This is a genomic window from Photobacterium angustum, from assembly GCF_003026365.1.
GTDB classification, from domain to species: Bacteria; Pseudomonadota; Gammaproteobacteria; order Enterobacterales; family Vibrionaceae; genus Photobacterium; species Photobacterium angustum.
The window spans coordinates 86,713-102,450 of sequence record NZ_PYOM01000007.1; the positions used below are offsets into that span (position 1 = coordinate 86,713).

14 protein-coding genes are annotated in these 15,738 nt (G+C 38.6%); 9 read left to right on the forward strand and 5 right to left on the reverse strand.

Annotation, left to right across the window (positions count from 1 at the left end; genetic code table 11):
• The first annotated feature begins 11 nt into the window (after positions 1-11).
• Together CTN01_RS08870 and CTN01_RS08875 are read left to right on the forward strand one after the other, a co-directional pair.
• The gene (locus CTN01_RS08870; RefSeq protein WP_052666637.1) at positions 12-527 is read left to right on the forward strand and encodes an OmpA family protein; all 516 of its coding nucleotides are present in this window, start codon (positions 12-14) and stop codon (positions 525-527) included.
• A 91-nt stretch (positions 528-618) separates the two neighbouring features.
• The gene (locus CTN01_RS08875; protein ID WP_244156047.1) at positions 619-3,324 is read left to right on the forward strand and encodes a hypothetical protein; all 2,706 of its coding nucleotides are present in this window, start codon (positions 619-621) and stop codon (positions 3,322-3,324) included.
• Positions 3,325-3,425: 101 nt separating this feature from the next.
• Here the strand turns inward: CTN01_RS08875 and CTN01_RS08880 are convergent, their stop codons facing one another.
• A complete protein-coding gene (locus tag CTN01_RS08880; RefSeq protein ID WP_107188495.1) occupies positions 3,426-4,589 on the reverse strand; it encodes an SEL1-like repeat protein in 1,164 nt (387 codons plus the stop codon).
• Between the two features lie 187 nt (positions 4,590-4,776).
• Here CTN01_RS08880 and CTN01_RS08885 point away from each other — a divergent pair, with 187 nt between their 5' ends.
• The 4 genes from CTN01_RS08885 to CTN01_RS08900 all read left to right on the forward strand — a co-directional run bounded on the left by CTN01_RS08885 (position 4,777) and on the right by CTN01_RS08900 (position 8,892).
• Positions 4,777-5,250: a hypothetical protein gene (locus tag CTN01_RS08885; RefSeq protein ID WP_244156045.1), complete on the forward strand. Its 474-nt coding sequence runs from the start codon at positions 4,777-4,779 to the stop codon at positions 5,248-5,250.
• A gap of 314 nt (positions 5,251-5,564) precedes the next feature.
• Entirely contained in the window at positions 5,565-7,394 is a 1,830-nt protein-coding gene (selB, locus tag CTN01_RS08890; RefSeq protein ID WP_045149085.1) for a selenocysteine-specific translation elongation factor, read from the forward strand.
• A gap of 207 nt (positions 7,395-7,601) precedes the next feature.
• Entirely contained in the window at positions 7,602-8,435 is an 834-nt protein-coding gene (locus CTN01_RS08895) for a leucine-rich repeat domain-containing protein (RefSeq protein ID WP_045149084.1), read from the forward strand.
• 121 nt (positions 8,436-8,556) lie between these two features.
• Positions 8,557-8,892 (forward strand): zinc ribbon domain-containing protein YjdM, encoded by a 336-nt coding sequence (locus CTN01_RS08900; protein WP_005366260.1) that lies wholly within the window; start codon positions 8,557-8,559, stop codon positions 8,890-8,892.
• A gap of 52 nt (positions 8,893-8,944) precedes the next feature.
• Here CTN01_RS08900 and CTN01_RS08905 read toward each other — a convergent pair whose 3' ends face one another.
• The 3 genes from CTN01_RS08905 to CTN01_RS08915 all read right to left on the reverse strand — a co-directional run bounded on the left by CTN01_RS08905 (position 8,945) and on the right by CTN01_RS08915 (position 11,597).
• Complete coding sequence (locus CTN01_RS08905; RefSeq protein WP_045149082.1) at positions 8,945-10,051, reverse strand: flavin monoamine oxidase family protein; 1,107 nt, start codon at positions 10,049-10,051, stop codon at positions 8,945-8,947.
• Positions 10,048-10,722 carry a cupin domain-containing protein gene (locus CTN01_RS08910; protein ID WP_045149081.1) on the reverse strand — a complete coding sequence of 225 codons (675 nt, stop codon included), beginning with the start codon at positions 10,720-10,722 and terminating at the stop codon, positions 10,048-10,050. The genes CTN01_RS08905 and CTN01_RS08910 overlap by 4 nt, the downstream gene beginning before the upstream one ends.
• A gap of 101 nt (positions 10,723-10,823) precedes the next feature.
• Complete coding sequence (locus CTN01_RS08915; RefSeq protein ID WP_045149080.1) at positions 10,824-11,597, reverse strand: SDR family NAD(P)-dependent oxidoreductase; 774 nt, start codon at positions 11,595-11,597, stop codon at positions 10,824-10,826.
• A gap of 163 nt (positions 11,598-11,760) precedes the next feature.
• On the opposite strand from CTN01_RS08915, the gene gcvA reads away from it, so the two are divergent.
• Positions 11,761-12,672, forward strand: coding sequence for a transcriptional regulator GcvA (gene gcvA / locus CTN01_RS08920; RefSeq protein ID WP_045149078.1), 912 nt, complete (start codon positions 11,761-11,763; stop codon positions 12,670-12,672).
• Between the two features lie 73 nt (positions 12,673-12,745).
• Positions 12,746-12,910 carry a DUF2256 domain-containing protein gene (locus tag CTN01_RS08925; RefSeq protein WP_080896203.1) on the forward strand — a complete coding sequence of 55 codons (165 nt, stop codon included), beginning with the start codon at positions 12,746-12,748 and terminating at the stop codon, positions 12,908-12,910.
• 53 nt (positions 12,911-12,963) lie between these two features.
• Here the strand turns inward: CTN01_RS08925 and CTN01_RS08930 are convergent, their stop codons facing one another.
• A complete protein-coding gene (locus CTN01_RS08930) occupies positions 12,964-14,637 on the reverse strand; it encodes an RluA family pseudouridine synthase (protein ID WP_045149076.1) in 1,674 nt (557 codons plus the stop codon).
• 248 nt (positions 14,638-14,885) lie between these two features.
• On the opposite strand from CTN01_RS08930, the gene CTN01_RS08935 reads away from it, so the two are divergent.
• Positions 14,886-15,302 carry a hypothetical protein gene (locus tag CTN01_RS08935; protein WP_045149075.1) on the forward strand — a complete coding sequence of 139 codons (417 nt, stop codon included), beginning with the start codon at positions 14,886-14,888 and terminating at the stop codon, positions 15,300-15,302.
• The last annotated feature ends 436 nt before the right edge of the window (positions 15,303-15,738 follow it).

Here is a 15,738-nt window from a genome sequence, read left to right on the forward strand (position 1 = left end):
GTAATACCTGAATGAAGAAGTTATTATTTCTATCTGTTCTTTCTTCTTTTCTCCTAATTCAAAACGGTTGTGTTAAGGAAGAAGAGATATTCGTCGACTATGGTGATTTATCTCAATTAGACTCAGAACTATATAGTGTTTATTACGAATGGCCTAGCGTTATTAATTTTGATTTTGATGATTTTCAATTAGATTATAGTGATAAGTTAAAGTTAGATAAAGTGGCGCAAACATTGCTTAGTAATATTGAGTTGAAAGTTGCGTTAATTGGCTCTGCAGATCCTGAAGGTAGTGAAAATTATAACAATATACTATCACAGAATAGAGCGTTATCAGTGGCTAAATATTTAATTGATAGCGGCGTTATGAGAACTCGAATAGTAGTAACGTCATCAGGTGTTAGTAGTAAATACCTGAAAACGAATGATAGAGAAGCAAACTTTGTTAATCGACGTGTTCAAATTCTTTTACTTGGCACTGATTCTAATCCAGTTGAAATGATGTATGAAGTAAAACAATCTGACTAATTTTTACAGAGGACGTCATATGCAGTATATAAGGTACTTATTAGGTCTAATTATAATATTTTATCTTTTTTTGAGTCCTCTTAGTTATGCATTGACCGAGTCTGGTACGATTATTAAAAACCAGGTAGGTGCTATCTATAAAGACAGTAATAATATTACTCGTTCGACGGCTTCAAATATAGTTGAAACATTCGTTCAGCCCGTTGTTTCTGTAACGGTTACCGCAGATCAGACGAAGTTTGTTGCGCCGTCTGGTGCCGTGAGATTTAATCACATTATTACTAATACAGGTAATGATGAAGATTCTTTTACATTATCCACATCACTTTCTGGCACAGCAATGACGTCCATTGCTATTTATCCTGATGAAAATAATGATGGTATAGAAGATGAGTCCTTAGGAATAATATCTTCTATTGGTCCTTTGGCGCCGGGTGAAAGTTATCATGTTGTTCTCTTAGGTGCTATTTCACCGAGTGCATCAAATGGAGATACGGGAACTGTTTCCTTTACTGCGACAAGCCAGTCATTTACTAATAACGCGACAACGGTTCTTTCAGGTGGTGCGAGCTCTGCGAGTAATACAGATACAGTAACAGTAACAAATTTACCTATCATAGAAATGACCAAATCTATGAATCAAAATGAGGGAGCTTCTCCAAGTGGTCCTTATGTAGTGACATTGTCATATAGTAATGTCGGCTTAACAGATATGTCATTAACTCAGACAAACGGCATCATGTTAAGTGATGAGCTCCCGGTTGGAATGAGATTCAATGGGAACGTAACTTGGAGTTTGAGTAGCGGTATAATCGGAAATATAGCGGGCGGCAGTGTCAGCGAAGGGGATAGTGATTTATCATTCACATCATGTATAGCAGGTGCTCCATCTTGTCTTTCGCAAGATAAAGTATCGTTTACTCTAGATGGCTTATCTTCAAATCAAAGGGCGACGATAAGTTTTGAGGTAATGATAGATTCTGGTTTAGTTGCCTCTAGATTAACTAACCAAGTAACGTTTGGCTACGATGAAGACAATGACGGTGTTGTGGGAGCAAGTGAGCAACATAAATATAAAACAAATACGGTCCCATTTACTATCACACCACTTCATTCAGTTGTAGTGAATACAGGAGGATGTGGTGCCAATGATACGAGTTGTAATGCAACCGATAATATTAACTTTGAGCAAATGACGGTTGCTAGTGCAGCGCAAGGTTCTAGAGTGTCATTTACAAACTATATCTGGAACTTAGGTAATGATGAAGATACATTTAATCTTGAACTCTTACCTTCATCCACGTTCCCTGCGGGTACAAGTTTTATGGTCTATGCCGGTAACGGTGTAGTACCTTTACTCGATAACGACGGTGACAGTAAAGTCGATACTGGTATTATTCCAGCCGCAGGCTCAACCTGTCCTTCTTATTTGATTACAGCGGCTGGTAGCCAATGTGGTGCGAAAGTTATCGTTACAGCGACATTACCACCGGGTTCATTTGGTGGTGGGCCCTATTTTGTAGCACTACAAGCAACTTCTTCGAGTGATACTTCTCAGTCTGATACTGTGGGTAACCAATTAACAACGATAGCTAAAAGCACTGTCGACATTACAATAAATTATCCTTCTGAAACGTCATCAACGACACAGAATAACTGTGATAATGTGAATGATGGCTGTGGGTATGGAGCCGGTGTTGAAGGGGCTGCTGTCGTTACGAATACAGCTAACCCGTCTACATCCACAACGTTTACGATATTTATTACCAATACCTCGACTGTTGCAGATACATATGTACTAGATTTTAGTAATGTTATTCCTTTCTCTTCAAAGGCATTAACAAGTGGTTTTACCGTTGTGTATACAGACACAAATGGCACGCCAATAACAAATATTCCTCTTCTCTTACCTGATGAAAGTATTGAAATCAGAGCTCTAGTTTCTATTGACCAAACGGTAGGTATCTCAACTGAAAATCTCTATTTTATGGTGAGTTCTCCTTCTACGGGTGCTGAAGATACCGTTTTCACTGCGGTTTCTGTGGAGTTAATTAATACAGTCGGTCCCGGAGGTGGAGGAGACCAATGTTTAGTCATCGGTACACCAAATCAATCTGGCGTAACCCAACCAGGGCGAGCAACCATCTATAAACATATTATTGATAACAATACAGCAGAGTCATATACAGGCGTCTCATTCTCTCTATTAGATTCAGAGCCCGGTTTTACATCAATGATATATAGAGATAGCAATGGTAACGGTGAGTTCGATGGTGATGATACTAAGATTGATTCCACGGTGGACTTTACCCCTTTAACGGAAGTCACCATTTTCTTAAAAGTTACAGTTGATTCAAATGTCCCATTAAATACAGTCAATAACACGTCAATTTCAGCAACAGTAAGCTGTGGTGATATTTTAATGGTTGACTCCACAACCGTGGCCAATATAAGTATGCGAATCATCAAAGAGCAGGCTAAAGATGCCGGCTGTGATGGTATGGTTGATGCAGGAAGTGCTTATTCATTAAATTCGTTCTCTGTTGCGCCCGGAGAGTGCATACTTTATCGCTTAACTGCAGAGAATATTGCGATAGAAGATGCACATGAAGTTGTATTAACTGATGCGACGCCAGCTTTTACAACGTTTAAAGTGGTTGGGGGAGTTCCTAATATAGACAAAGGTTCAATCAATATTATCAGTGATGGAAGTACTGGCGCGATAATTGGTAATGTAGGAACCGTGGCGCCTGGAGAAAGAGCTGTAATGGAATTTGCTATAAGAGTTGATGATTAAAAACTAACGTAATATTAAACGAATAAAAAATCCATATATTTCTAAATATGGATTTTTTATTTTATTTGATAATGATTAGCTTATTATTATGTATAATTTCGTTAATAATTTAGAATACTATTGACTATTTCAATCGCTTTTTTATTACCATTCCGAGCGGCTTTATTTAGCCAGTATTGGGATTTTTCAATAGATTCACTTGTACCATCGCCATTTGCATACATACTTGCCAAGTTATACATAGCAGTATTATTTCCTAACTTGGCTGATTTGATATACCAAAATAAAGCTTTTTTATAATTTTGTTGAATAATGTTACCTTGGTCGTAGATACGAGCTAAATAAAAACTAGCATCTGGATTACCTTTCTTATCCTCTTTCTCAAGCGCTTTAACTAAATCATATTCATTGTTTTTAATCAGAGAAGGATTATCGATACTTAGAGTTATTGATTTAAAGTGAGCATTAGGAATATTTTGTTTTGCTGCAATTTGATAGTGCTTATGACTTTCAGTGATGTCTTTTTTCTTACCATAAAGGCCACTTTGATAAATTTCGCCTAATGTAAAGTGTGAATAGCCATGTCCTTTTTGAGCTGAGCTTTCAATCAAATTAACGGCTCTTTCAATTTCAGAACGGGTGTTAATCAAAGATAATGCAAGAAGGTAGTCACTGTATTCGTTACTCTCGAAGTCATCAACCGAGAAGATTTCAATACAGCGCTTAAAGTTATTTTTAATAAAATACAAGTAACCTAATGTGTACGTTGATGGAGTATGCCTTTTCGCATTTGTTTGAAGAAGTAGCTCTTCTGCATAATTCAAGTCAACATCTCCTCCTCTGCCATCAATTAACATTAATGCCAAAGAATATTGAGAGAAAGTATGGTTATCATTTGAAATGGAAATTTTATAGTAAAAACGTGCCTTTTCTTCAGATAACTCAACCCATTCTCCAAATTCATACAGGTGACCTAAATAGTATGCAGCATCAGAATCGCTATTGGCGAGCTCTTTTAACTTATTGATAGCCTCTTGTTTATCATGACTGCTATAAATAGGATGTTCAATGATGGAAATAAACTCTTTAATTGTAAATTTTTTATTATTATCAAATGAAAAATTATTTATTTTTTCTTTTTCAAATGGCAATTTTTTATTATCATTTTGAGAGTTTTTTTCTTTATTTGCAATTTCATTGTTTTTTAAATCATTATCAGAGCTGCAACTCATTAATAATAAAATAATGACGATACACTTCCTCATGATTGATTTCTCCTTTCCCTGTACTATTTTTAATTTTAGAACATAAGTGAAGGGATGTATTATGCGTTATCTATTTATTTTGTTATTAAGCAGCCTATTAACAGCGTGTGCGTCGAGTAATATAACGTCATCTTGGGTGGACACGTCATATACAAAGTTTCCAATAAAAAGCACAATGGTTGTTGCTATGTCTGACAACTTACGTGTAAGACGGATCTTTGAAGATGATATGGTTAGACAATTACAAGCTCATGGAGTAAATGCGATCCCGAGTTCGCAAATTTTTCCTAATGAATTACCGTCTAAAGGTGATATTGCGGCTTATGTGAAAACGCATAATACGCAAACCGTTTTTGTCGCAAAATTGATAAACATTGAAGATAAAGAAGTGAGGTATCCGGGTAATACTGGATTTAGCTATAACCGAGGTATTAGTTTTAACAGTTACTACAATACGTCTTATAGTTATATTTACGATGATAGTTATTCAGTTTCTTATGAGTATGTAAACGTTGAATTCACCTTATTTGATACGCAAAGTCATAACCCTATTTGGTCAACATCATCAGAATCTGTTGATCCAAGTAATATGAATAATATCATTGATGAATTGACGGGAATATTGGTCACGAATATGAAAGACAATAACGTGATCAGATAGAAATTTTCAATTATAACTAAGCCCTGCAATAAGCGGGGCTTTTTATTGCTTGTTAATAGAAAATAATAAAGAATATGAATAAATATCATACAGATAAAAGGAAAAAACACTTCATTAAAAAACAAGCCTAATATTTGTTTGTTATACAAATTGATACTAGTCAATTACTGATATCCGAAAGTTTATTACTATCACTTCAGGAATTTGATGATAAACGTTTATAAAGTAATGGCTGCGTATTCATGCCTCAACATGCGCAACAATTAGTCCCTTATCTCAATATAAATATTATTCACTTCAATTAGGTCGTAGTAATGGTCTCACAGCCTCATAATGTAGAAAAATATCAAGCCGTTATCGGTTTGGCTGGTCATGTTGATCACGGTAAAACCGCTTTAATTGAAGCACTCACAGGTATCATCACAGCGCGTCCACATGAACAACAATTAGGTATGACACAAGATTTGGGTTTTGCCTATTTTAAAGACGATAACAATAATACCATTGGTGTTGTGGATGTCCCGGGACACGAGCGTTATCTCCGTAATATGGTGTCAGGTGTATGGCACCTTAATGTTTTATTGTTGGTTATAGCGGCAGATGAAGGGTGGATGCCGATGACCACCTCACATTTACAAGTTGCACATGCGATGGGAGTAGAAGATATCGTCGTGTGTATTAATAAGCGCGATAAAGTCACGGCAGAGCAACTCAGTGTGGTAGAAGATCAAGCCCTAGATAATGTAATGGAGATGACGGGCTTATTACCTGAGATTATCAGCGTATCAGCATTAAAAAATGACAACATTCCTGCGTTACGCGATCTACTGATTGAGGCGGTTAAAGCTAATATTGAGCGTAAAGCATTGGCTTATGTTGCAGATGATCAGGTCGTAGCCCCAATAATGTATATCGATCGCTCTTTTGTCGTAAATGGCATGGGTACCGTACTTACAGGTACATTGGCACAGGGGACGTTGAGTATTGGTGATAAAGTTCGCTGCTTTCCTAGTAATATCATGGGAACGGTTCGTTCTCTGCAAGCTTATCATCAACAACATCAGCAGTTATCTGCCACCTGCCGTGTTGCTGTGAATGTTAAAGGGATCAGCCGTAAAGAAATAGGGCGAGGGCACTTATTAACATCTGCGACAATAACCCCACCATTACATAGTCAGTGCATAGTTCGTATCAATAAAACGGCAGACAAACTCAAGCAACGTAAACAACGTCATGTTGAAGTTGCAATGGGAACTTGGCATGGCTCGGCATTGTTAAGTTATATTCCGAATACTCAATTAGCACGACTAACCTTTGAAAAGCCCATCCCAATGATTTTTGGGCAACGATTAGCAATGATCCAAAAAGCAGGTTGTGGGTTGCAACACGGTGCTGAAATTGTGTGGTCAACACCTGTTATGGGCTATCAAAAACGACGTTTATACCAAGCATTAGATAATTTACCTTTGCTTTTAAAGCCCGAATCACAGCGTGAGATGTTACTCGCTCTAGAAGGTTACTTTGAAACGACAGAAGCAGGTTTTGAATCAGCACAAGGTCAAACTTATTTAGCGCCTTATTGTTTTGATGATAGCTGGTTAGCTGACAGTTTTATGCAAATACAGACGTTACTGTCTGCTGGGATCTCAATGGCATCTGCCGAAATAGCAACACGTCTACGTATAAATGAAGCGGTGATTGATATTTTAATGCAGCAATTAAAGCTGCAAGAAAAAGTGCATGTTAGTTATGGTAAATGGTGCTTAGGGCAAGGTGATAACGAAGACGAATTACCTTCTGCGGCACAGGAGATCCTGCAACAAATACGCGAGTTAGGTAAAGCAGGACTAGAACTGAATAAAGTGACGGTTGCTGGTGGTAAAAAGTGGCTTAGGCAGCTCAGCCACCAAAAATATATTACCGCTTTGGATGATACCATTTACTTCGATATGGGCTTATATCTTGATTTAGTTAAAGCCGTGATTGCAGAGCATCAGCCCCAAGATCGTATATCGATGGGAGATATTAAAGATCGCACAGAATTAAGCCGAAAATACTCAATCCCATTAGCGAATAGAATGGAAAAAGATGGTTGGGTACGTCGTGATGGTGATGAGCGTATTATCTTAAAATCATGGGTTTAGTGAATGTAATTGCTATTTTTCATAGCTGATTGAAATGTAAACAAGTTATTATGGAATAACACTTACTTATAAAGTATTTATTTGATCCGGTGCAAATTTTTGTAACCTATATTTCCCCTGCAGTATTTTGCTGACTAAGCTCTCAACCGCGTGAATGACTAAAATTGTTCACGCGGTTTTTCGTATATATTTGGAGTTTGTTTAGTTATGGATTTAACAAAGAAATTTGCGTTCACTGCATTAGCGTTAATGGTTTCAGGACAAGTCGCTGCAGGCGATTACAGTAAGGTAAGTGAAATACCATTCAAAGATGATAATTTTAAGCAGTGTGTAATAGCTCAGAATATTGAAGATCCAGCTACGATCACTAAGCTAGATTGTAGTCAATTTTCTATTAATACTATCGATGAATTAGCAAATTTCCCGGCATTAAAAGAATTGCAGGTATCTGGATCTGAGTTAAAGCATGTTGATTTAACCCATAACCCAGCCTTAGAAAGTGTATTTATCACCAAATCAAAGATCGACAATATTGATGTTAGTCAGAATCCACAATTAAAAGAGTTAGGGGTTAGCTTTAATCATTTATCACAGATTGATTTGAGTCATAACCCTAATTTGACAGATTTAGCGGTAGTGGCAAATAATTTGACCACGTTAGATCTATCTAAAAACCCGCAGCTAAAATACCTATGGGCAGATCGAAATCAATTTACGACCATTGATTTTAGCAATAATCCAAATTTAGTGCAGGCGGGATTGGCTGAAAACCAACTGACAACTGTTAACGTAAGTAAGAGTGGTAAGTTAAAAAGCTTATCATTAATGTATAACCAAGTGGTTGCGTTAGATGTTACTCATAACGCGCAGTTAGAAAAACTAAGACTGACGGATAATAAACTAACGTCAGTTGACGTGAGTAAAAATCATAAATTACGCTCGCTATGGTTAACGGATAATCCATTAACGAAACTTGATATTAGGGCTAATCCAAAGCTAGACGATTATGAAGCCGATGACAGTGTAACGATTATTAAGTAAGCCGTATCACTAACGTAAACCGCAATTTATAAAGCAATTGCGGTTTATTAAACTCGTATTAGCTAGCCATAACTATTAACATAATGCGCATTATTGTTAATTGATTAAAGAAGTTGTGATTATGTCTTTACCACCGTGTCCAAACTGCCAATCTGAATATGTGTATCAAGATCAAGCGAACCTAGTGTGTCCTGAGTGCGCCTATGAATGGAACCCTGCAGAAGTTGCAGAGGAAGAAACCATTATAATGAAAGATGTTAACGGCACATTATTGCAAGAGGGCGATAAGGTCACGCTAATTAAAGATTTGAAAGTTAAAGGCAGTTCACTGGTGCTAAAAATTGGAACAAAAGCGGTCATTAAACGTATTGTTGAAGGTAAAGACCACCAACTAGACTGTAAACTTGATGGCGCTGGTGACATGATGGTTACTGCAAAATTTGTTAAAAAAGCGTAATACATCATTACGCAATTTTCTGTAAAAGTTTAATTGTTCTCCGTCTTGGCGCTTATTTTTCATAGAGCGCCATATACCGTTCAACACCCAACTCTGCCGCTTCTGTTGCCCCTGCTAAATAACCCGGAAATTCCGTTGCCCATTCACTACCAATACCTGTTAAGTGTTGCGACCAAGTACTATTAATTGGGGATCGAGGCGGTGCTAAGCTATGGCTTAATGCTTGGCTATCCAGCGTTGTGGCAGTAAATGCATCTTGCGCCCAATCTTTTATCATATGATCTATAGGCTGCGCTGCTTGATCGCCAAATAAACGGACCAATTGTTGTTGGCAATAAGCCTTAATCTGCTCTTCCCCGATATCTTTACGTTGCTGTGCTGGAATCCCAATAAATCCGAATAAAGCGGCATGTTTTGTCTCTGTGCTTAGCGATGCATCATGAATTTCAACCATAGGGCCAACCGTACTGCGTACACTGCCTGATAGCTGTTGCTCTCGCCAAAACGGACGCTCATAAACAGCAATATATTTAGCATGAGGTGCCATCCAGGTCGCTGTTTGTTGCCATTGCTGTGTAAGTGTTTCTGGTAACGAAGGCGTGAATTCAATGAGCTTAATCGCTAAGCGTGGTGGCAGCGCGAGCAATACATGAACACTTGTTGCCATTTGCTGAGTGTTATTTTGACTATCGTGGTAGTGGATAATAACCTTGTTTTCCTGCCGCTCAAGTTTCGTCACCTGTTTCGAACAATGGATATCAGTGTTAGTGAGTTTTTCACTTATCGTTTTAATTAAGCCGCTCATACCTTGAGTTAGACGCATAGAAGTAGGCTCTGTGACAAAGCCTGAAATCTCATTCGGTGCTTCAGATAACGAACGCTCGATAAGCATGTTACCCGTATCGTATTGAGCAAAACTGTCTAACTGAAAATCATTAATAAGCTGAGCAAACTCAGGTTGAATATCAGGCCAAAACCATGCTGGCCCCAGATCAAAACTGGCTTCAGTGTTGTTTGGTGTGAAAGATTGGATCCTGCCACCAAAATTATCACGGGCTTCTAATAACAGATAATCTGTGATCCCTTGTTGCTCTAGTAAATACGCGGCATAAAGACCGCTTAAACCGCCACCAATAATAGCTATTTTTTTATCCATCATAACGAAGTCTCACTTTCAATATTGGCAAATTCACCTTGTTTGATAAACACCGTTGCACCTTGTTTTTCCGCAGTAACAGTCGCTGTTGAATCTTTAGGTAAGCGCAGCCAACTTCCTTGTGGGTAAGTGATCCCGTCATGTTTTACAGAACCAGCCAGCACTAAAATCTCCGTGGCATCGAGCGACAAATCACACACAAGATTAAGCGCTGGGACTTTCTGTAAACTGACCGATTCAAATGGGTTGCAAAATAATGGGCATGTTTCACGACCCTCAATCACTTTCCAATTAGCGGGATCGTTGGTATCTACACGCAGTGTTTCTTTTTCGGTTTCGCGCATTTGCCATAATTTGACAAAAATCGTCGTGCCTTGGTGGCTAAAAGGCGCGTGTGAAGATGCGGGAGGATTACGTAAATACGAGCCTGTAGGATAATCACCTGTACTGTCTGAAAAAGTTCCCGATAGCACTAAAATTTCTTCACCCCCAGGATGAGCGTGATTAGGAAATGAAGAATGAGGGGCATAACGAACAACAGTAGTCGCACGTGCTTTTTCATCGCCAATACGATCCAGCATCATGCGTTCAACGCCCGTTTGTGTTGATGGCACCCAATGATAACGATCACCTCGAATAGTGACAGGGCGAGTAAAGTCAGTATTAATTTGCATGATGACCTCTTAGATTTAAATAAAGGGCGACAGTAAGATATTGAAGTAGTGAAATAGCAAATAGCTATCGCCCTAATAAGTGAGCTTAGAAAAGAAGGAGATTAATTACGTCCCGCCATCACACCGCCATCGATATCCCAAATAGCGCCTGTTACCCACTCAGTTTTATCAGATAGTAAGAAAGTAATGGTATTGGCAATATCTTCAGGCGTACCTACACGACCAATAGGATGGAAATCATTAAATCCTTGCAGTGCATCATGGACTTCATCCTTAGGAATAAAGCCTTCATAAATCGGTGTTTGTACAACCGCGGGTGACACGGCATTAACGCGAATATTGTTTGCCGCTAACTCCATCGCTAAATGTTGAGTGAGTGCATGTAATCCTGCTTTTGCCATTGAATAAGCCGATGATGGTGTTGCAGCAATGGCTTGTTTACCCCACATTGAGCCGATATTTACAATCGCGCCTTTTAAGCCATTCGCAATCATATTGGCTGCCACTTTTTGGGTAATAAAGAAAAAGGCACGATTAAGCTGCATATATTTATCGTAGTCGTTACTGTCATGCTCAAGAAACGGTTTTGGAAAAAACACACCTGCGGCATTAACCAGTAGATCGATGTCTTGGTGCTTTTCAGTAATGGTGTCGATAAGCGTATTAACGCCAGCTTCACTGGTGAGATCAGCCGTTAGTGCTTCAACAGCGCCTAACGTGGCTAATGCTTGCTGCGCGTTTTCGGCTTTATCAGCACGATGACCCACAATCACAGCACTTCCGCCTTGCTCTAACACCTGACGAGCGGTTTCATAACCCATGCCGCTTGTACCGCCGATCACTAATAGTTTTTTACCTGAAAATAGATCACTCATGGCTTTGCTCTCTCTGTTTGGCGTTTTTTAACTACTACTATCAACAAAAGAAAAACTTTCATGCTAGGCTTGAGTTGATAGCTAATGTTGACATTTTTGTTGTTATTAGCCGTTTCGACAAATGAGATAATCTGTTAAGCCAATAAAGAAAAACTTTACTGATATGAAATTACCGATACATTTGAATGCGTTAAAAGCCTTTGAAGCCAGTGCTCGTCACCAAAGTTTTTCTGCTGCAGCAGAAGAGCTAAACGTCACACCAGCGGCGGTAGGGCAATTAGTCAGAACATTGGAAGAATGGTTAGAAACGCCGTTATTTCACCGCGCTAATAGTGGAAAAATTCGACTACTGCCAACTGAAACTGCCGAACGTGCCTTGCCTGAAATTCGTGCTGGGTTTGATAAACTCTCCCAAGGGTTAGAGCTACTTCAGCAAAGCCCTACGTGCGGCATATTAACCGTGACCGTTAGTCCAGCGTTTGCTGCTAAATGGTTATTACCAAGGCTTGATCGCTTTCAAGCGTTATGTCCAGAAACCGATGTGCGATTAGACACCAATTTAAAACCGATAGATTTTGTTATTCAGCGCGTCGATATTGGCGTGCGTTATGGCACAGGAAATTGGCAAGGACTGGTGGCAGAGAAATTAATGGAAGAAGAAGTGTTTCCCGTTTGTTCGCCACAGTTATTAGCACAAGTAGATAGCTTAATAAAACCAGAACAATTATTAGCACAAACACTTATTCATGATCTGTCTATGGATGAACACTCAGGCTTTCCAACGTGGTCGGCATGGTTAGATAAAGCTGGCGTAGCAGAGCATCAATCAGCCCATAATATTCAAATTAATAACTCGGCTGCGGTATTACAAACGGCCATTGATGGTGGTGGTATTGCATTAGCGCGAAGTGTAATGGTGAAAGATGATTTAGCAGCTGGGCGGTTAGTACGATTATTTCCGACTATCCAATTTGATTCACCACTCGCTTATTTTGTGGTGTATAAACCAGAATCAATCGATATAGCTAAAGTGCAAGTGTTTCGTGATTGGTTGCATCAAGAAGTGAAAGGGTGATTTGTATAGGAAATAACATCGGATAAAGGGTTTTAAACGTATTAGCACTGTGTTTATTAAATAAGAACAACTGATGCACAAAAAATCTAATTTACCCGCTAAGGTGTGTGTGGTTTGCCAACGGCCATTTACTTGGCGCAAGAAGTGGCAACAATGTTGGGATGAAGTGAAGTATTGCTCTGAACGTTGTAGGCGCTCACGCCAACATGTGGGTTCATCTAGAAAGAAAGTAGGCTGACACATAACAAAAAATGCGTCAGCTATTGTCGTTTTTGCGGTGTTATTTAGGCTTTAAAAATCTTCAGCGACTTCAAACACTACACGCTCGTTAGTTGTTGGATGGTTGAATGCCAAGTATTGAGCATGTAGGCATAAACGATCGCCTTTTTGCCCGTATAAATCATCACCGACAATAGGCATATTCATCCCTTTAACATGAGCAGAATGCACACGAAGTTGGTGTGTACGACCTGTTTTCGGGTAGTAATAGACCTTGGTTCTGCCATTTTTACGCTCAAGCAATTCCCATGTGGTTTGTGCTGGCTTGCCGTATTGGTAACACACGATTTGACGAGGACGATCGTCTAAATCCACCCGCATTGGAAAATCAATCAGCCCGCTATCACTTTCACTGTTACCTTCTAATAGTGCAACGTAACGTTTTTCGACTGTACGCTCAATAAACTGTTTTTGCAGTGCTTTGTGAGCATCTTTGGTTAAAGCAATCACCATTAAGCCTGATGTAGACATATCTAAACGATGGACAATCAACGGGCTGTCGCTATTTGGGAACATAGCTTGCATTCGGCTATATACTGAATCGGTAATGGTTTTACCGGGCACAGATAAGAACTCCGCAGGTTTATTAACAATTACCATCGCATCGTCTTGATAAATAATACTTAGCTCTTTGCCTTCGGCTGGGTTTTGCTCTAGTGGGTTCTCGTCTATCTCAATACCAGACAACATATGGGCTAAAATAGGCTCACATTTGTTTTTTGAGGCTTCATAAAAATAAGCATGTTTTAGCATTTGTGGCGCGGGGGACTTACCCCACCAGAAATTTGCCATTGCTAACGGTTTTAATTGGTGGTTAAACGCATACTGAAGCAGTTTGACGATAGCGCAATCGCCCGCACCTTTTAGTGGCTCATCAAACAACTGGTTAAGATCTTTATATTCCCCAAACTGATCGACAAAGCGGTATTGGCTATGAATACTTTGTTCTAATTTTGCTGCCAATTTAGCTTGCTTGGCTTTCAGTTCAGCAAGTGCAGTGGTATCAGCTTCAAGCTGTTCGCTTAGTGATTGCAGCGTTTGTTGCCACTGTTGGCGCAAGGCTTTTTGTTGATGTTTATCATAAGCGCTTTCACGGGCTAGGCGATGAAACTCTTCAGTTTTAACGTTTTCATCATCACTTTTCTCGGCAGCTTTGCGTTGCAATTTACGCTGCTTGCGCTGTTCAATCATCTGTAAACGAAAGGCTTCAGATTCTTGCTCAGCTTGCGTTTTCGCTTGAGTATATTGCTGTTGCAGCGCAATGAACTGAGGCGAAGACGCAATAGATTCAATGTCAGATTCTAGTACTGTAAGCGCGTGTTTAATCGCTTGGATTTCAGGATCGGTGTTAAGCGCATCAAACACGGGTGGCACAAAATGGGGTAACTGTGTTTGCCCTGCGATAGTGCCTGAAAATGCCGATAGATAACCGATGTCACCTTGCTCGCTTTGTACCACTAACACACCGAACATATTGCCAATGGCGTGATTATCACTGTCTTCATTTAAGCCATCTAAACCAAAATCGTGTTGCCATTCGGTTTGTGTTTTAAGGTGTTGTTGCAACTCTTGCGCAGCTAACACGCTAAGTGGATGTGGCTTATAACAAAAAGGATAAGTAAAACGTTCAGGTAAGGCGATAGCCTCAATCGATGAGCGAAATGGAGTAAAAAAGGAATCGTACATGGCTTAATCTATCGCAAAATGGGGCGAGGATTTTACCACTCTATGGGGGAGAGTACGAGTGAAAGGATTTTATGTTTTTAATCAGGGGGGTTACTTAATGTGTCTATTTATAACTTATTAATAATTTTATTGGGTTACATGCCTTTCTTCTAGTAGCTTAATAAAAATAAGTTGTTTTTATTGATAGGATATTGATTTTAAATATATTAAGAACCTGTTAGTTTTTTAAGGTTATGGGAACTGAACTCATGAACGGAATTGAGCGTAAAAATTTCAAAGATTCAATGTATAAAAATATATGCGCATTAGAGGCATTGTTGGTGCTAGATAAAATTTTAAAATTAGAGCGTTCAGATGAGATCAATAGCGCATATGAAAATACGAAGTCTAAAAAAGACAATACAGTGAATACTGAGCAAATGAAAAGTATTTTGAATATTTTATCTATTCCCTATGAACAAAAAAATTCAAACAAAGATTTATCTAAAATTAGTCTTATATATTTAAAATACAAAGATGATCCAAAGGGAATTAAGCATTGGGTGACAAAGGTTGATAATATAGTTTACGACAGCCTTTCTGAACCATCTGAGAACGATGAGGTTAATTTTTATCAAGATAATCCAGCATATGAATTTTCAAGGGCTTTTAACTTGAAACTATAGAATTGCATTATAAATCTTACTAAACCATTAACTTAGGTATTAAACAGTCGGCTATTTACTTTTGTCTATTTTAGTCGCCTGTTTTTAACTGCTCATTTATTACCCGCTTATTATTCTTATAATCGCTATTCTAAATATAACAAACCTTAAACACGTTCTTGTCCATAAATGAGTTTATTATTCAGTAAACTTATTGTTTATAAATCTATTAACCGCTAAGTGCCCCATTTCTTATTTCAACACGTAATAAAAGAGTTATTAGAATGTTTCTTTTGATATGAGTCGCAACAACCTAGTAATATTGGGTTCTTATTTTTTATTACTTCTTCATGGTTTTTTACTGAACGTTAACATTGCAATTTTCTGACAGGGTATTATCAATGGCAGAATGTTGCGAGTATTTATGACTTCATGGCTTAAGGTACGAGTAATTGCA